The sequence below is a fragment of the Herpetosiphonaceae bacterium genome (assembly GCA_036374795.1).
Taxonomy (GTDB): domain Bacteria; phylum Chloroflexota; class Chloroflexia; order Chloroflexales; family Kallotenuaceae; genus LB3-1.
On record DASUTC010000148.1, the window covers coordinates 1 to 18,404 of the forward strand.

Annotated in this window: 12 protein-coding genes; 6 read left to right on the plus strand and 6 right to left on the minus strand. The window is 64.5% G+C overall.

Annotated elements, in window-relative coordinates; all coding sequences use genetic code 11:
* Positions 1-482: 482 nt before the first annotated feature.
* Positions 483-2,381: a phosphoenolpyruvate carboxykinase (GTP) gene (locus VFZ66_10185; protein ID HEX6289550.1), complete on the plus strand. Its 1,899-nt coding sequence runs from the start codon at positions 483-485 to the stop codon at positions 2,379-2,381.
* A 124-nt stretch (positions 2,382-2,505) separates the two neighbouring features.
* Positions 2,506-4,128 carry an aspartate:alanine exchanger family transporter gene (locus VFZ66_10190; protein HEX6289551.1) on the plus strand — a complete coding sequence of 541 codons (1,623 nt, stop codon included), beginning with the start codon at positions 2,506-2,508 and terminating at the stop codon, positions 4,126-4,128.
* A 95-nt stretch (positions 4,129-4,223) separates the two neighbouring features.
* On the opposite strand, the gene pgi is transcribed toward VFZ66_10190, so the two are convergent.
* Positions 4,224-5,867 carry a glucose-6-phosphate isomerase gene (gene pgi / locus VFZ66_10195; protein HEX6289552.1) on the minus strand — a complete coding sequence of 548 codons (1,644 nt, stop codon included), beginning with the start codon at positions 5,865-5,867 and terminating at the stop codon, positions 4,224-4,226.
* A 143-nt stretch (positions 5,868-6,010) separates the two neighbouring features.
* Entirely contained in the window at positions 6,011-7,663 is a 1,653-nt protein-coding gene (gene pgm / locus VFZ66_10200) for a phosphoglucomutase (alpha-D-glucose-1,6-bisphosphate-dependent) (protein ID HEX6289553.1), read from the minus strand.
* A 242-nt stretch (positions 7,664-7,905) separates the two neighbouring features.
* Here pgm and VFZ66_10205 point away from each other — a divergent pair, with 242 nt between their 5' ends.
* Entirely contained in the window at positions 7,906-8,394 is a 489-nt protein-coding gene (locus tag VFZ66_10205; GenBank protein ID HEX6289554.1) for a hypothetical protein, read from the plus strand.
* A 58-nt stretch (positions 8,395-8,452) separates the two neighbouring features.
* Here the strand turns inward: VFZ66_10205 and VFZ66_10210 are convergent, their stop codons facing one another.
* Positions 8,453-11,854 (minus strand): family 16 glycosylhydrolase, encoded by a 3,402-nt coding sequence (locus VFZ66_10210; protein ID HEX6289555.1) that lies wholly within the window; start codon positions 11,852-11,854, stop codon positions 8,453-8,455.
* A gap of 232 nt (positions 11,855-12,086) precedes the next feature.
* Positions 12,087-13,088 (minus strand): substrate-binding domain-containing protein, encoded by a 1,002-nt coding sequence (locus tag VFZ66_10215; GenBank protein HEX6289556.1) that lies wholly within the window; start codon positions 13,086-13,088, stop codon positions 12,087-12,089.
* Positions 13,089-13,339: 251 nt separating this feature from the next.
* On the opposite strand from VFZ66_10215, the gene VFZ66_10220 reads away from it, so the two are divergent.
* The 3 genes from VFZ66_10220 to VFZ66_10230 all read left to right on the plus strand — a co-directional run bounded on the left by VFZ66_10220 (position 13,340) and on the right by VFZ66_10230 (position 16,038).
* Positions 13,340-14,419, plus strand: a complete 1,080-nt coding sequence (locus tag VFZ66_10220) for a hypothetical protein (GenBank protein HEX6289557.1) — start codon at positions 13,340-13,342, stop codon at positions 14,417-14,419.
* Between the two features lie 139 nt (positions 14,420-14,558).
* Positions 14,559-15,353, plus strand: a complete 795-nt coding sequence (locus tag VFZ66_10225) for an SAM-dependent methyltransferase (protein HEX6289558.1) — start codon at positions 14,559-14,561, stop codon at positions 15,351-15,353.
* A 118-nt stretch (positions 15,354-15,471) separates the two neighbouring features.
* A complete protein-coding gene (locus VFZ66_10230; GenBank protein HEX6289559.1) occupies positions 15,472-16,038 on the plus strand; it encodes a GNAT family N-acetyltransferase in 567 nt (188 codons plus the stop codon).
* 54 nt (positions 16,039-16,092) lie between these two features.
* On the opposite strand, the gene VFZ66_10235 is transcribed toward VFZ66_10230, so the two are convergent.
* Positions 16,093-17,124: a hypothetical protein gene (locus tag VFZ66_10235; GenBank protein ID HEX6289560.1), complete on the minus strand. Its 1,032-nt coding sequence runs from the start codon at positions 17,122-17,124 to the stop codon at positions 16,093-16,095.
* A 26-nt stretch (positions 17,125-17,150) separates the two neighbouring features.
* Complete coding sequence (locus VFZ66_10240; GenBank protein ID HEX6289561.1) at positions 17,151-18,260, minus strand: hypothetical protein; 1,110 nt, start codon at positions 18,258-18,260, stop codon at positions 17,151-17,153.
* Between the last annotated feature and the right edge of the window lie 144 nt (positions 18,261-18,404).

Below are 18,404 nucleotides of genomic sequence, written 5' to 3' on the forward strand. Positions count from 1 at the left end.
GCAGATCGTGGCGCAGCGCCGCCATCAGGGCCGACGCATCGGACCCCGGCAGATCTGCCGCGATCACCGCGCACAGGTCGCCGGTCAGGGCAGGGCCGCGAATCAAACGGCGCACGAGAGCGAGCCGACGACGGCTTGCGAGCGTTGAGGCGCGTCTAAGACCACGCGCGGGCCGGGATGTGTCCATCTATTTCGTCATCTTTTGGATGAGCCTATCATATCGCATATGTCAAGCGACTCGCAAGAATCTTGCAAATTTGCGATTCAGTGCCGGATTGCACGGATACCCGGCGCCATACCCCGCGCCTCAGGGTGCGACGAGGCATGCGAACGCCCTCTACCGGATACGTACCGATTCGGTTGGACTCTGGTGTACCGACAGCGCCTCAATTGAGGCCATCAAGATGAAGATTTCATCCCAACACGTTGCCAAATCTTCCTGGGACAGGCGGGGCGGGCTGCTATCCTGGCAGTTGCTAGCAATGATAAGATACGCAAGGATTGATCAGCAGGAGGAGAAGCGTATGAATGCTCCAGCATATGTTCGCAACACAGCGCTGCGCGAGTGGGTCGAGCGAATGGTCGAGCTGTGCAAGCCAGACGATGTGTACTGGTGCGACGGCTCACAGCAGGAGTACGACACGATGTGCGGGCGGCTCGTCGAGTCCGGCACATTTATTCGGCTCAATCCAGAGAAACGCCCGAACAGCTTCCTGGCTCGCTCGGACCCCTCGGATGTTGCGCGCGTGGAGGATCGCACCTTTATCTGTAGCATCAGCAAGGGCGACGCAGGCCCGATCAATAACTGGGTAGCGCCCAGAGAGATGAAGGAGACGCTCAACACGCTCTTCGACGGCTGCATGCGAGGCCGCACGATGTATGTCGTGCCGTTTAGCATGGGGCCGCTCGGCTCGCCGATCGCGCATATCGGCGTCGAGCTGACCGACTCGCCGTACGTGGTGGTGAACATGCGGATCATGACCCGCATGGGCGCGGCAGTGTACGACGTGCTGGGCGAGAGCGGCGAGTTTATTCCGTGTATGCACTCGGTGGGCATGCCGCTTGAGCCGGGCCAGCACGATGTGCCCTGGCCGTGCAACAAGACGCACAAGTACATTGTCCACTTCCCCGAAGAGCGCGCGATTTGGTCGTACGGCAGCGGCTACGGCGGCAACGCGCTGCTGGGCAAAAAGTGCTTCGCGCTACGCATCGCCTCGGTGATGGCCCGCGATGAGGGCTGGCTGGCCGAGCACATGCTGATCATGGGCGTCGAAGCACCCGACGGTGAGAAAACCTATCTTGCGGCGGCCTTTCCCAGCGCCTGCGGCAAGACCAACTTCGCGATGCTGATCCCGCCGGGATCGTTCGACGGCTGGAAGATTACCACCGTCGGCGATGACATCGCGTGGATCAAGCCCGGCCAGGATGGGCAGCTCTACGCGATCAATCCCGAAGCCGGATACTTCGGCGTTGCGCCGGGCACCTCCTACGACACCAACCCGAACGCCATGGAGAGCATCCGCGCCAATACGATCTTCACCAACGTTGGCCTGACCGACGACGGCGACGTGTGGTGGGAGGGCATGACCAAAGATCCTCCCGCGCATCTGATCGACTGGCTCGGCCAGGATTGGACGCCCGAATCGGGTCGGCTGTCGGCTCATGCCAACGCGCGCTTTACCGCTCCGGCCAGCCAGAACCCGGCGATCGATGCCGACTGGGAAAATCCGCAGGGCGTGCCGATCAAAGCGTTCGTCTTCGGCGGTCGTCGCAGCAACGTCGTGCCGCTGGTCTACCAGGCGTTCAACTGGCCCTACGGCGTCTATCTGGCGGCCACGATGGGATCGGAGACAACGGCGGCTGCCGCTGGCGCTACCGGTCAGGTGCGGCGCGATCCGTTCGCGATGCTGCCGTTCTGCGGCTACCACATGGCCGATTACTTCACCCACTGGTTGCAATTTGGCCGGACGATCCCCAACCCGCCGCGCATCTTTAGCGTCAACTGGTTCCGCAAAGATCAGAACGGCACGTTCATCTGGCCCGGCTTCGGCGAGAACATGCGCGTTCTGAAGTGGATCGTCGAGCGCGCCAACGGCCACGCCGTCAGCATCGAAAGCCCGCTTGGCTGGATGCCGCGCTACGAGGATCTGGACTGGACCGGCCTGGAGAGCTTTGGGCGCGAGCGGTTCTCCCAGCTTATGTCGATCGATCGCGAGCACTGGAACGCCGAGCTTGTGTCGCATGAAGCGCTGTTCATCAAGCTCTACGATCGGCTGCCCAAGGAGCTGGTTTCGGTCCGCGATCTGACCCTATCGAGCCTGTGGCGCTCGCCTGAGCACTGGGAGTTTTTTCGCTTCGACGACGAGGGCCGCTACATGTAGCGACGAGCGGCGCATAGCCCGCATCGTCGTGCAGACCAACCGCCGAGGCGCTGAGGACTGGGTCGATCCCGGCTCCGCGCCTCTTTGGTATTAGCGCCAGCGGCGACGGGCCTTTGGTAGGCGTATGATCGATATTCTGCTTCAAAATCCACTGCTGCTGCTGTTTCTCGTCGCGGCGATCGGCTATCCGCTCGGCCACATCACGATCGGCGGCAGCAGCCTGGGCGTGGCGGCGGTGCTCTTCGTCGGCCTGGGCTTCGGCGCGCTCCACCCCGATCTCAAGCTGCCGGAGCTGGTGTACCAGCTTGGCCTGGTGGTCTTCGTCTATACGATCGGCATCAGCAGCGGGCGGCAGTTCTTCACCTCGCTGCGGAGCAAAGGGCTGCGCGATAACCTCATTGTCGCAGGGCTGCTGCTGGTCGGCACCGGGCTGACGCTGCTGCTCGGTCGGCTGCTCGACTTCTCGCCGGGGCTGACGGCAGGCGTCTACACCGGCAGCCTGACCAACACCGCCGCGCTGGCTGCCGTGCTCGAAGCGGCCAGAGAGGGCGCGCCCGCCAATCTGCGCGAGCAGATCCTGGCCGAGCCGGTGGTAGGCTTTTCGATCACCTATCCGATGGGCGTGATCGGCATGATCCTGGTAATCAGCGTGCTGCGTACGCTGTGGCGCATCGATCTTCGCGGCGAGGCCGCGGCCAAGGAGCGCCAGATCATCAACCAGACCATCGTGATCACCTGTCCTGAGGCCGTGGGCCGGACGATTCAAGAGCTGCTGGCGCAACATCCGGCGAATGTCACCTTTGGGCGGCTCTCCAGCGGCGGAAAGCTGATGCTGGCGAGCGGCCAGACCCAGCTCAAGGCGGGCGATCGGCTGAGCGTGATCGGGCCTGCCGACGATGTTGCGGCGGTGACAGGGCTGCTCGGCAGCGTGTCCGACGAGCATCTGGAGGCCGATCGGAGCGAGTTCGACTTTCGGCGCGTGTTTGTGTCGAGCCCGGAGATCGCGGGCCGTCGGCTGCGCGATCTCAACCTGCCGCAGCGCTTCGACGCATTCGTCACACGGGTGCGGCGCGGCGACAGCGAGTTTGTGGCGCGGGGCGAGACGGTGCTGGAGCTGGGCGATCGGGTGCGCGTGGTGGCGCGGCCCGACATGATGCAGCGCGTGAGCAACTTCTTCGGCGACTCCTACCGGGCGCTGAGTGAGATCGACATTCTGACGTTCAACCTCGGCCTGGCGCTCGGCCTGCTGGTCGGGATGATCCCGATTCCGCTGCCGGGCGGCGTCGAGATCAAGCTGGGCTTCGCTGGCGGGCCGCTGATCGTGGCGCTGACGCTGGGCGCGCTTGAGCGTACGGGGCCGCTGGTGTGGAATCTGCCCTACAGCGCCAATCTGACGCTGCGGCAGCTTGGCCTGATCCTGTTTCTGGCAGGCATCGGCACGCGCTCCGGCTATGCGTTCGTCACGACGTTGCGGCAGGGCGGCGGGCTGACGATCTTCGGCGCGGGCGTGGCGATCACGGTGGTGATGGCGCTGGTGCTGCTGTGGATCGGCTACAGGCTGCTGCGTATTCCGTTCGGGCTGCTGATCGGTATGGTAGCCGGATTTCAAACGCAGCCGGCGGTGCTGGGCTTTGCGCTTGAGCAGACCGGCGACGATCAGCCGAATGTGGGCTACGCGGCGGTGTATCCCGTGGCGCTGATCACCAAGATCATCTGCGCGCAACTGCTGCTGACGCTGGCCGGGTGATGTATCTCCACGCCATCATCGGGATCGAATCGCCGGGGCACGGCGGTGCCGTGCCCCGGCGATGTATGCCATCCGCCCAAACCCATCCAATCATTTCAGCGGCCCGCGCCCCTGAGCCGACGATAGCGCCGAAGCAGCGCGTTGGTCGAGCTATCGTGCGCAAGCTGGGACTCGTCCGCCGCCTGAAGCTCAGGCACGATCTTGTTCGCCAGCGCCTTGCCCAGCTCGACGCCCCACTGATCGAACGGGTTGATCTGCCAGATCACGCCCTGGGTAAAGACACAGTGCTCGTAGAGCGCCACCAGCTTGCCGAGCGTCTCAGGCGTCAGCCGATCCGCCAGGATCGTGTTCGTGGGGCGGTTGCCCTGGAAGGTGCGATGCGACACCAGCCGCTCCGGCGTGCCCTCCGCCGCCACCGCCTCGGAGGTCTTGCCGAAGGCCAGCGCCTCGGTCTGGGCGAAGCAATTTGCCATCAGCAGATCGTGATGACTGCCCAGCGGGTTGAGCGTCTGGCAGAAGCCGATGAAATCGCACGGGATCAGGCTGGTGCCCTGGTGGATGAGCTGATAGAACGAGTGCTGCCCGTTGGTGCCGGGCTCGCCCCAGTAGATCGCGCCGGTCTGATAGTCGACGTAGCTGCCGTCAAGCCGCGCGGACTTGCCGTTGCTCTCCATCGTCAACTGTTGCAGATAGGCCGGGAAGCGCTTGAGATACTGATCGTAGGGCAGCACCGCCACGGTCTGCGCGTCGAAGAAGTTGATGTACCAGACGCCGAGCAGCCCCAGCAGCACCGGCAGGTTACGCTCGAAGGACGCGCTGCGAAAGTGCTCGTCCATGGCGTGAAACCCCGCCAGCATCTCATGGTAGCGCTGCGGCCCGATCGCGATCATCAGCGAGAGGCCGATCGCCGAGGTCATCGAGTAGCGCCCGCCGACCCAGTCCCAGAACTCGAACATGTTGGCGGTATCGATGCCGAACTTCGCCACCTCCCTGGCATTGGTCGACACTGCGACAAAATGCTTCGCCACCGCCGCATCATCGCCAAGCGCGCGCAGGCACCACTCCCGCGCGGTGCGCGCGTTGGTCATCGTCTCCTGCGTGGTGAAGGTCTTCGAGGCGACGATACAGAGCGTCTCAGCCGGATCGAGATCGTGAGTCGCCTCGGCAAAGTCGGTGCCGTCGATGTTGGAGACGAAGCGGAAGCTCAGGCTGCGGTCGCTGTAGTGCTTCAGCGCCTCGTAGGCCATCACCGGGCCAAGGTCCGAGCCGCCGATGCCGATGTTGACGACGTTGCGAATACGCCTGCCGGTATAGCCGGTCCACGCGCCGCTCCGCAGCCGATCGGCGAAATCGGCCATCTTGTCCAGCACGGCGTGGACCTCAGGCACCACATTCACGCCATCCACGACGATCGACGCGCCCTTGGGAGCGCGCAGCGCCACATGCAGCACCGCCCGATCCTCGGTTGTGTTGATCTTCTCGCCTCGAAACATCGCGTCGATGCGCTCGCGCAGGCCGCACTCGTCGGCAAGCCGCGTCAGCAGCCGGATCGTCTCATCGGTGATGCGATTCTTGGAGTAGTCCAGGTACAGGCCGACGGCCTCAAGTGTCAGACGCTCGCCGCGCGTGGGATCGTCGGCGAAGAGCGCGCGCAGATGAGCATCACGGATCGCCTGGTAGTGCTCCGCTAGCGCCTGCCAGGCCGCAAGCTGCGTCGGTGCGGAGGGATGGATCGGCATGGTATGTCCTCCTTCGATAGACCAGAGCAGGCCAGCTCATGCCTCGTTCGTGTATGTTCAAGGAACGCCTGCGGACACATCACGGGCTGTACCAGCCTAGAAATGAAGATTCTGTGGGGGCCTCGCCCCGGCCTTTCGGCAGGCTAGACGCCTGCCGCTCGCAGCGCGGCGGACACGATCGCCTGGGCCTCATCCTGAATCTGCCTGAGATGCTCCGCGCCTTTGAAGCTCTCCGCGTAGATCTTATAAATATTTTCCGTGCCGGACGGTCGGGCGGCAAACCAGCCGTTGGCCGTGACCACCTTGAGGCCGCCGATCGGGGCCTGGTTCGCGGGCGCGTGCGTCAGCTTTGCCGTGATCGGCTCGCCCGCCAGCTCGGTCGCCGCGATCAGCTCGGGCGAGAGCTTGCTCAGCACGGCCTTCTGTGCCGGGCTGGCAGGCGCATCCATGCGCTCGTAGACCGGGCTGCCGAACATCTCCTCCAGCGCCTGATAGTGCTCCGCCGGGTCGCGGCCCGTGGTGGCGGTGATCTCGGCGGCCAGCAGATCGAGGATGATGCCGTCTTTGTCGGTCGTCCAGACGCTTCCATCCTTGCGCAAGAACGACGCCCCGGCGCTCTCCTCGCCGCCGAAGCCGTAGCTGCCGTCGAGCAGGCCGTCGACGAACCACTTGAAGCCCACGGGCACCTCCGCCAGCCGACGGCCAAGATGCGCGGCGACCCGGTCGATCATCGAGCTGGAGACGAGTGTCTTCCCGATCGCTGCGTCGGCGCGCCAGCCACGGCGGTGCTGAAAAAGATACCAGATCGCGACCGCCAGGTAGTGATTCGGGTTCATCAGCCCGGCGCTGCGCGTGACGATGCCGTGACGATCGACGTCGGGATCGTTGCCGAAGGCGATGTCGAAGCGGTCTTTGAGGCCGATCAGGCTTGCCATGGCGTACGGCGATGAGCAATCCATGCGGATCTTGCCGTCTTTGTCCAGCGTCATGAACGCGAAGGTCGGGTCGACGCGCCGGTTGACGACCTCAAGATCCAGGCCGTAGGTTTCGGCGATCGGCTCCCAGAAGCGCACCGCCGCGCCGCCCATCGGGTCCACGCCGATCTTCAGACCGGCGGCAGCCGTGGCCTGCATATCGATCACGTTGCGCAGATCCTCGACGTAGGGCGTCATCAGATCGGCCTCGTGGGTCGTGTCGGCCTTGAGCGCCCGCGCGAAGGGCATGCGCCTGACTCCGGCGAGGCGCTGTTGCAGCAGCTCGTTGGCGCGGCGCTGGATCAGCGCTGTTGTCTCGGTGTCCGCAGGTCCGCCGCTGGGCGGGTTGTACTTGAAGCCGCCATCGTCCGGCGGATTATGCGATGGCGTGATCACCACGCCGTCGGCCAGGCCGTCCGTCCGGCCCCGGTTGTAGGTCAAGATCGCGTGTGAGATTACGGGCGTTGGCGCGTAGCCCTGGCCCTGCTGAATCACGATGTTCATGCCGTTGGCGGCAAAGACCTCGACGGCGGTGGCGTGGGCTGGCTCCGAGAGCGCGTGCGTATCCATGCCCAGGTAGAGCGGCCCGTCGATGCCGCTGGCGGCCCGATGCTCGCAGATCGCCTGGCAGATCGCCAGGATGTGATCCTCGTTGAAGGAGGCGTGCAGCGACGAGCCGCGATGTCCCGACGTGCCGAACGCGACGAGCTGATCGGGCTGCGCTGGATCTGGCGTGTGGGTGTAGTAGGCGGTGATGAGCTGGGGAACGTTGACAAGCTGATCGTCGCGGGCTGGTTTTCCTGCAAGTTCATGCGTAGCCATACGCTGCTCCTTCTCCTTGCTGGCGCAAGATCAAGCACCTTTTGGGAGTGAGAAGACGTGCGGAAGGCGCGCCCTACTCCCAGCCTGTCGGCGCACGAGCTATCCAGCCCCATTCTAGCACTTGTGCTGGTCGTCGTCTAACCGTGCAAGTGCCGATGAAGCGGTGCATACCTTTCCAATCGTCGGCGTATCGGCTATCATTGGACGCGACTTCGGACAAATCTTTGAGGATGCAGAGGCTTATGACCGACGCAGAGCGCCAGTTCTTCGAGCAACTGATCACCGCAGCGTGGCCGCTCTCATGGCAGGCCGCCTTCGCTATCGCAGCCGTCGTCGGCTATTTCGCGTGGTCGCGGCTGTACTTTCGGGTCGTCGATCCGATCGTGCGCGCGCGCGTGGGCAGCGCGCTCGGCACGCGCATTCTGTGGGTGCCGCGTCACAGCGCGAGCTATCAGACGGCGTTTGAGTCCGGCTTTGACCGCTACCACTATTGGTCGTGGGGCATCGAGGCGGAGAGTGAGCGGACCTTTCTACGGGACGGCGCGGTCGCGCTGCTGTCGTTCCTGTGCGTGAACATCCTGGCCGGTTGCTGGCCGGTTGCGGTTTTTCTGCTGGTCGCGCTGGGCCTCGAAGCGCTCTCCTACGTCGTCTTTGTGCCCGCCTGCCTTGCAATCCTGGCAATCTACGCGATCTTCTGGAGCGGGCGCTACGAAGTGACCGGCATGCGCTGAGCGACGCGATGGACGCGCCAGCCCCGCACATGCCGGTCGTCGCTGCGTTGCCCCGCGATCAGCGCTCGAACGCGCCGATGTCACACGCGGCACCCTGTGGTCGCGGCGTGCCCCGCTGATCGGTCGGCGGACACGCCGCAGGATCGGCGGCGTCGAGCGCCGGGCTGCCGCTCAGCAGCGCGTGCGTGAGCGTCGGACCGCCGTTGTCGGCCAGCGCGCCGAGCTGCGGATCGACGCCCGCCCGATCGCCCGTGCCCGTCAGCGCGCAGCTTGCGTCGCTCGAAAGATTATGTCCACCTGAGATCAGCGTAACCGCGCCAGCGCCGAAGCGCCCGGCGAAGCACTGCGCGCCGCTGTTGCCGCCGACGATCGTACTGGCGAGCGTCAGGCTGGGGCTGCCCTCGGTAAACGTCCCGACAAACATGCCGCCGGTCGTGCCAGCCGGAGCCGAGTTGTTGGCGATGGTCGAGTACGCGATCCGCATCGCGCCATCGGTGTGGAAGAGCGCGCCGCCATGCCAGCCCGTCGAGATATTGCCGCTGATCGTGCTGTTGAGGATCGCCACGTCACCTAGAGAGCGCAGCCCGCCGCCCACGTTGGTGCTCGTGTTCGCGGCGATCGTGCTGCGCTCGATCGTGACAAGCGTATCGAAGAACGAGTAGAGGCCGCCGCCGTCCGCGCCCTGCGTCTGATTCTGGCGGATCGTGCTGTCGAGCACCCGCAGCGTGCTGTAGCGACCGCTATAGATGCCCGCGCCGCCCTTCCAGTAGTCGGCTCCACTGGTGGTAACACGATTCCCGGCGACGATCACATGATCGAGCGTCAGCGTGCCGTTGTTGAGAATGCCGCCGGATAGCTCATAGCCGTAGCCATCGGCGATCGTCAGGCTGCGGATGGTCGCATTGACCCTGGGATCGATCACCAGCGGACGCAGCGTGCCGCCGCCACTGATGGTGAGTCCCGGCGAAGCGCCGCCGTCGATCGTTACATCGCGGGTCAGCGTCAGCGATGCCGAGTCGAGCGCGATCGTCGCGTTGGCGAGGCCGGGCACGAAGCCGATCGTTCCCCGGCGGCAGACATCTTGAAGCGCCTGTCGCAGCGTGCCAGCGCCGCGATCGGCTGCGCTGCTGACGATGATCTCGTCGGCACATGCCTGCTGCACGCGCACCTGATCGATCAGCACCGGCGCGCGCACGCCGCCGGGCACCTCGAAGGTGTAGCCCCACACGCTCGTGAGCGTCAGGCCGTCGTCGGGCGCGCCAGCGGGCTGCTCCGCGCTGCGGCTAAACGACGAGAAGGGCAGCACAACCCGCCGCCAGCCTGAGAAATTATCCGTGAACGACGACTCAAAGCGCTCCGCCGTGTCCACGCCCTGGTACACACGCACGTAATCGACGTTCATCATCTGCGGGAAGGTCGTGTCGCCGCCGACCGGACCGCCGAAGTTGCCGCCGACCGCGACGTTGAGGATCAGGAAGAACGGATGATTGAAAACCCACTGATCGGGCGCGACATCCGCCGGATCGGCCTCGTGATACTTGATGCCGTCGACGTACCAGACGATCTTGGTGGGCTGCCACTCGACCGCGTAGGTGTGGTAGCGCTCGGCGACCGGCTCGGCAAAATCATAGACATCGCCGAAGCTCTCGCCGCCGGAGTAGCCCGGCCCGTGGATCGTCCCGAAGACGCGGTAGGGCGCGCGGCCCACGTGCTCCATGATGTCGATCTCGCCCGTCTGCGGCCAGCCCACGCGCTCGATGTCGGTGCCAAGCATCCAGAACGCGGGCCATAGTCCCGCGCCGCGCGGCACGCGAATGCGCGCCTCTACGCGCCCGTAGGCGAACTCGGCTTTGTCCGAGGAGATCAGACGAGCCGACGTGTACTTGCACGGGCCGTAGTAGCAGCGCAGCGCCGACTGTTCGCCTGTCTCTTTGACGCTGAGCACCAGATTGCCGTCGCCATCCATCGCGGCGTTCTCGGCGCTGTCGGTGTAGTATTGCAGCTCGCTATTGCCCCAGCCCGGAATACCGTTGACCGTGCCGTCTCCGATCTCGTGGGTCCAGGTGCCCGGATCGGGCGGCGTCCCTGCGGGGCCGTTGAACTCGTCGCTCCAGGCAAGCTGCCAGCCCGACGGACCGGGATCGGCGGCCTGGTTGTCGAGCAGCCCGACCTTGAGCTTGCGCCCGCTGTTCTGCCCGTAGTACCAGAAGCTCAGCCCGCGCCCGGCGCTCCAATCCTCGCCGAGCGCGAAGCGCCGCCCGAAGCTGAATGATGAGGGTCCGGGCGCTGACGATGTGGCCGCAAGCACGCCCTCGTACGCATCCTGCCCCGGCAGCGCCAGCGTCGATCCCGCCGGAATCTCTCTGCGCTCCAGCGCGACGTTCCGGCGCAGATCGAAGAGGTAGGGCGCGCTCTCGAAATCGTCCAGCAGCGCCGGATCGTAGGCGTCGTTCTCTTGAATATTCAGCCGCGCCGCGCTGGGCAGGCCAAGCTCCGCGCCGCCGGGATTGTCAAGCTGTAGCAGCGCGCTCTCGTCGCCCTCGTACTTCGTGTCGTCGTGCGTGGCGATGGTGAACGTCTGCTGAAGAACGCCGGGCGCGAAGGTGAGCGTGCCGGAGGCGGGCGTATAGTCGCGCTGCGCCTGAGCCGAGCCTGGGGCGGTCGTGTAGCGGATCGTGACGGCGCTGTCGCTGGCCTTGCTCAGCTTCACCGTGACCCGCGCGATATGCCCCTCGACGACATCATAGCTGCTCCTGGTAAAGCCGACCGTCAGCGGTCGCACTGGCGCGGTGCCGTAGAGCGTGAGCTGATCCAGATAGTAGGTCTGCGTGCCGGTCGTGGTGAGCGCGCCAAAGGCCCAGCCATGCACCTCCGTCAGCGTCAGGCCGTCATTGGGCGCGCCGTTGCCAATCTCTTTGCGCACAAAGCTGTCGAACGGAAACTCAAGGTATTTCCAGCCGCTAAAATTGTCTTTGAAAGTGACGGTAAAGCGCTCGGCGTCGTCGCGGGTCGAGCCTGGATTGCGGTTATCGATCAGATCGACGAAGAGATCGGTGCCGCTGTTGCCGCCATAGACCCAGAACGCCAGACCCCCGTAGGCGCTCCAGTCCTGCGATACCCAGGTATTGAGCGCGTCGTTCTCGAAGCCGTGGATCACCACGCCGTAGGCCGCGACCCTGAAGTCCATCTTCAAGGCGTGGTTGGGCTGCGGCAGGCCGGGCACCGGCGCGGGTAGAGCGTCTGTCCGCGCAAAAGCTACCGTGCTGCCGCCATCCTGGGCGGTAAACCAGCCGATCGGAATGCCGTCGCTGTTGTAGCCGGAGCGGAGCGCAGCGGCAAAGTCCTCGACCACGCGCGGCGTCGCTTCGTGCAGCGGCGTTGCGGATGTTCGGGGTGTGGCTAGCCCGCCAAGGCTGATGACGAGCAGCAAGAGTATCAGCAACGGTCTTGGAACGCTCATCCTGACCTCCTTTGGTCCCTGGTTGTCGATGGTCGCAGCGGCACACTCGCTCCGACGCGCCGCGCTACTCGTTGGGCACGCGGGCCAGTCACACCGGATGATGCCGCCCAACGTCGAGATCGAGTGCCTGACAGTTGAAGATTGGCGCTGTGTTTACCTTTGAAAGCGGTTTCAGAAGTTAAAGCAACTATATACCCATGCGCGGATGATGTCAAGCAGGAAAGCTGATCGATCAGCGGCAGCGCGCTGCCGACTCGCGCACGATCAGGTCGGTGGGGAACTGCGGCAGGCTAGGAGGCTGGCCGTCGAGCAGCCGCAGCATACCTTCGGCAGCGGCCCGTCCGAGGTCGACCATATGCTGACGCACGGTGGTGAGCGGCGGCGTGGCGTAGGCTGAGCTAAGCAGATCGTCGAAGCCGATCAAAGAGATGTCTTCGGGCACGCGCAGCCCGCGCCGGTAAAACGCCAGCCGCGCGCCATAGGCCATCTGATCGTTCGCCGCGAACACCGCCGTCAAGCGGGCGGAGCGTCCCAGCAGCGCCTCGGCGGCAAGCAGACCGCTCTGCTCGGTGAAGGCTCCCTCGACAATAAGCTGCTCATCGACCTCCAGGCCGGAGTCGCGCAGCGCCTGACAGTAACCCTCGCGGCGCTCAAGCGCGTCGATGTGGGACAGAATGCCGGTGATGTGCGCGATCCGGTGATGGCCCAGCTCGACCAGATAGCGCGTCGCGCGGTACGCGCCCGCATGGTTCTCGACGCTGAGCGAGTGCGCTTCAAGACCGGCGATCACCCGCCCGACGACGATCAGCGGCACCTGATCGGCGATCGAGCGCAGCGTTTCATCGGGCAGACCGCCGCCCAGGACGATCAGCCCGTCGACCTGCCGCTCAAGCAGCAGGTGAAGCGCCGCCAGCTCGTCGTCGACGCGCCATTGGCCTGTAGCATAGACCGGGTGGTACAGCCCGCCATGCAACCCCTGATCGATACCCTGCGCCAGCTCGCCGTAATACAGACTCGCCATGCTCTGCGTCAGCACGCCGATCGCCATCGACTTGCCGCGTGCCAGGCCGCGCGCCACCGGATTGGGCTTGAAGTTCAGCGCGGTGATCGCAGCAAGCACCGCTGCCCGCTTCTGCGGCGTTACGGGCGTGCCGCCGTTCAGCACGCGAGAGACGGTGCTGGGCGAGACATTCGCGGCGCGCGCAATATCATGAATTGTTGGAGCTTTTGCCATAATTCGGGTCGGTAGGGCGCTGGTGCAGCATACACGGGGAAGATTATACGAAGCCTTGCGGATGTGGTCAAACATTGCGCGCTGTGCAGCGTAGCCGCAGGCAGTGCGCGGCGATTGATGCTGGGAGTACGATTTATGCTATCGTTAATGCGCCGTCGGGCCAGGAACGAAAGAACAAAGGGAAGAGCCGAGAACCAAGGGCAGGAAACTCGGAACTCGAAACTTGAAACTTGAAACTCGAAACAGAGCACATGCGACCATTCTATGTAGTCCAGACACAGCCGGGCTTTGAGGCGATTGCCGCCCAGGAGATCGAGCAGCGTCTCGAACGAGTAGCACTGCGCGGCACCCGCCGCGTCGGCGATAAGAACGGGATAGTGCTGTTTGAGTACGACGGGCCGCCGCAGAAGATCTTTGATCTGCGAACGATCGAGGATCTGTTTGTGGTAGTTGCGACCATCGCAGACCTGCCGCGAACGTTCCAGGGCTTGCAGGTCTTGGAGCGGGCGGTGTCACGCGCGGCGACGGTCGAGGCGGCGCTGAACCTGGCACGGCAGGTCAAGCCGGGCCGCAAGATCGGCGGAAAGGTCCGCTTTCGGGTGATCACGCGGCAGCTTGAGCAGGCCGCCTACCGCCGCGTGGACGCGCAGCAAGCCGTCGAGCGGGGCTTCGCGGCGCGCGCCGATTACAAATGGCGCCTGGAGAACGAGGGCGCGATCGAGTTCTGGCTGACGCTGTTTCCGGGCGAGGCGCTGCTGGCGCTGCGGCTCAGCGATGAGCAGATGCGGCATCGCGACTATAAGCTTGAGCACCTTCCAGCCTCGCTGCGTCCGTCCGCCGCCGCCGCGCTGGTCTGGCTCACACAGCCCGTAGATGACGATGTATTCTTAGATCCAATGTGCGGCGCGGGGACGATCCTGATCGAGCGGGCGACGATAGCGCGCTATCAGTTGCTTCTGGGCGGCGACATCCGCTCAGACGCCGTAGCGGTCGCGCTGCGCAATATCGGCCCGCGCTACAAGCCGATCACCGTGCGCCAGTGGGACGTGCGCAGCCTGCCGATCGAGTCGGAGTCCGTCAGCGCGGCGGCGGTCAATCTGCCCTTCGGCAAGCAGATCGGCACGCCGGGCGAGAACCGCGAGCTGTATACCGCCTTTCTGAAAGAGATGGTCCGTGTGCTGCGACCCGCAGCGCGGCTCGTCGCTCTCACCAGCGACCAGCGCGCGTTTATGTTTGCACTGCAACGGGGGAAGAAGCTGAAGATCCGGGACAGCTACAATGTCCAACTGCTGGGACAGTTCGCCAAAATCTATGTGATGCAGCGGCTCTGAAAATCATGTTTCGCGGCTGCGGCCCGCGTTTCATGCTATACTCGCACGCATCATTACGTCGAAGATCGCCGCCCAGCCCAGGATTTGCTCCTGGGCCTGAGAGTCTCATCGCCACGTGCACCACGAGAAGGAGTGCCAGATGATGGAAACGCCCAACCCACCTGAAGCCCCAAATGCTGCCCGAATCTACAACTACACCTTAGGCGGCACGCACAACTTCCCTGCCGACCGGGCTGCCGCTGAGTATATGTTCTCGCTCGTGCCCTCAACGCCCAAGTGGGTCAGGATGCTGCGCGATTTCCTTCAGCAGGCTGCCAGGCAGCTCTGGGACGAAGGCTTTACCCATTTTATCGACTTCGCCTCGGGGCTGCCCACCGACGATCACATCCACCATGTGCTGCCGGACGCCAAGATCGTCTACTCGGATCTCGATCCCTACACCTACGCCCAGGCGCAGCAGATGGTCGGGCATCTGCCGAACGTGCTCTATCTGAACCACGACATACGCGAGGCGCGGTCGCTGCTTGAGTCGCCGCAGGTGCGCGACTTCCTGGGCGGCGAGCGGCGCGTTGCCTTCGGCCTCAACGGGATCACCGTCTTCCTCTCGCCCGATGAGATTCGACGGCTGTTTCACGACCTGTATGATTGGGCGGCTCCCGGCTCGAAGCTCTACATCACCTACGAAACCAAAGCGCCGGGTCTGATGACACCGCGTATGGAGCAGTTCCTCGACATGTTCCGCCAGGCGGGATCGCCCTTCTGGCTCTACTCATTGGAGGAGTCGATCGCGCTGAGCGAGCCCTGGCAGCTTCCTCCGAACGGGCTGGTGTCGCTTCAGGACTTTCTGGGGCTGCCGCCGGACTATATCACCGAGGAAGATTATGAAGGCGTTGGCCTGGGCTACTACGCCGCGATTTTGGAGAAGCCGGAGTAGCTAGTCAGAACAGAGTGCGAGAACATTGATTCTCGGTATCACAGGCAGGGCGTCTATGCCGCGCTCTGCCTGTGGCATACCTCGCACCGCACGCTTCCCGTACTGGAGTTGAGAGCACATGAAATTCTACCCCGCAGCTTCCCCGGTGCCTGAGGAAAAGCGCACGGATCGTCTGTGGCTCCGTCCTCTACGGGCCGCTGACGCCGCGCTTGACTACGACGCGGTAATGTCGAGCGCTGAGCAACTGCGCCGCTGGAGTGGGCGGAACTGGCCTTCCGACGAATTCACGCTGGCGCAAAATCGTGAGGGCCTACAGGCGCATGAGCGAGAGCATCGTGCGCGGGAGGCGTTTACGTTTACCGTGTTGGACCCGCCTGGGACCATGTGCCTCGGCTGCGTTTATATCATGCCGCCAGAGACGCAGATCGCTGCGCTGTGCGCCGACGCGGCCTATCCCGCCAACGTAGGGTTTTGGGTCCGCACATCGGCGCTAGCGAGCGATCTCGACACGCATCTATTGGCTACCCTGCGTGAATGGCTGGCGACCGACTGGGCCTTTGACTGTATCGTGTTCACGATCAGCCAGCAGGAAACACGGCAAGCTGGCCTATTCCGAGAGGCTGGCCTCGTACTGCGCGCGGCGAGTAGCCTGTCCGACGGGCGTCCGTGTTGGGTCTTCAGCTAAGCTGACGCCACGCGCCCTACTGCGCCCGGTCCAACAGCCGATGCGCCGCCGAGGCTACGACAGCACTCGTCCGCTGCCTTCGTCGATCCGCCAGGTCTGCAAGCCATAGCGATCGATGTTGAAATCGATGATCTGGCCGCCCGCCTCGGTGAGCGCCACCCGCACCGCGCGCTCGGCATCGGCCTCGCAGAAGAAGACGATACAGCCGCCGCCGCCAGCGCCGCACGCTTTCCCGCCCAGCGCGCCGTGCTGCTCGGCGATCGTGAAGAGCCGATCGACAGTCGCGTTGGTCACTGTTGGATGGAGCGCCCGCTGGCAGGCCCAGTTCTCGCGCAGCAGCGGCCCCAGCTCGTCGAGCGACCCCGACAGCAGCGCGCTTTTGACGCGCCGCGCAATATCGCGCATCGTGCGCAGGGCGTGGCACGTGGCGGGCTCGCCGCTGACATAGACGTGCTGGACGCGCTGGATAATATCGCCCGAAAGCCGCGACGTGCCGCTGTAGCAGAGCACCAGCCGCTTCTCAAGCTCGTTGATCACGCCCGCGCTGACGGGCAGCGGGCTGCTGATCGGCGGATGCGCGCCAAACTCCAGAAAATTGATGCCGCCGAGCGCCGCCGCCAGTTGATCCTGCTTTCCTCCGGCGATCCCTAGCTCCTCGACCTCCAGCCGCGTCGCCAGCGCGGCCACCTCGTGCGCCGAAAGTCGCTCGGCCTGTAAGACGTTGAGCACACCGACCAGCGCGACGCCCAGCGACGCCGAGGTGCCGAGTCCGGAGCCGGGCGGCGCATCCGCGCGAGTCGTCAGATCCAGCCCGACATCGATGTCCAGCCGCTTGAGCGCCGCCTTGACCAGATCGAGCGTGCCGTCGTACTCTAGCCGCCGCACGGCCTCCGCCTCGACGTAGGCGTTGTAATCAGCCGATTGGATGCGCACGCCCGTACCAGAGTGTGTGCGCAGCGTGGCGTAGGTATAGCGGTTGAGAGTCATGTTGACGACAGCGCCGCCCTCGCGATCGGCGAACGGCGGCACATCGGTCCAGCCACCCGCAAGATCGATGCGGACGGGCGCGCGACTACGAATGATCATGGCTGCTCCTTCGCAAGAATAGAACGTTATGCCAGGATAGGTCGCTCACGAGCGGCGGGCTGTACGGCCTGAGCGGCTGGCCGCAGCCGCCGCAGAGCGGTGCCACACCACCAGCCGGCGAATGCGCCCAGGATACCCGATCCGACGCTGATAGGCCAGTAGGCGCTCCACGGCTGCACCGTCAGCCTCGGCGCGACGCCGAGCCAGCGCCAGTACAGCGGCGTCGTCAGCACCACCAGCGCCGTCGCCAGCAGCGCCGCGCCCCCGACGATCAGCCAGCGCCGCGACGTTCCCCAGCGCCGCACGCCAAAGGCCAGCGCCAGATCGAACGCCAGCGCAGGCACGACAAGGGGATAGGCGTGAAAGCCGCGAAAATCAAGCACCGCCCGATCGAAGCCCAGGATCGCCAGGCGCACCAGCAGATAGCAGAGCATGACCAGCGTCGCCATGCCGATCGAGCGCGTACACGAGGCGAACAGCGCGATCATAAACAGCGCCAGCCACGGCCACAGCAGTGGATAGGACCACAGCGGACGCGCGCGCACATCGCGTGATTGCAGCCCGCCCTCGTACTCCACCACCAGAAACGCGGCCATCAGCAGCGCAAAGGCCAGCGTAAAGATCATTACCACCAGCCGCCCATCGAGCGAGCGCAGCAACCGGAGCGGCGCGTGCAGCGGCTCGTCGTCCAGAAAATACACCGCGCAGCCCAGCGCGGCCAGGACCGTACCCAAAAGGATGTGCAGATGCGGCGGACTCCAGATCGTCAGATCCAGGCCGAACGTCTCGTGCCACCACGCATCGAAGGGCGCGCCGGTAAAGCTGAGGCTATTCGCGACGATCACCATCACCAGCGCCGGATTTTCCCGCAGCTTCTCGAACGGCAATCCGGGCGCACGCAGCAGCACGATCAGGCCCGCCAGCGGCACCAGCGCGGCGATCAAGATGCCGAGATAGATGCCGTAGTGCGGAGGATACCAGAACCGATCGACCGCGCCCTTGGCATGCTCGGCGATGTCCCACTGCGCGCTGAGGTACATCGAGACAAAGCCAACCAGATTGAGCGTCAACAAAAAGCGCACGATACGCCAGCGGCGCTGAGCATCGTCAAATGTCGTGTACACTGAAGCTTGCATCTGATACTCCTAACCTGATGATTGAGGCACAGGTATTGTACTGCACCTTGCGCCGATCATCGGACGAGAATCCGAAGCTCGCTCCGAAGCTCGCGTGGGGAGCGCCGCTGGACATGTGGTGCTCAAACCGAGCGCACGACCCGA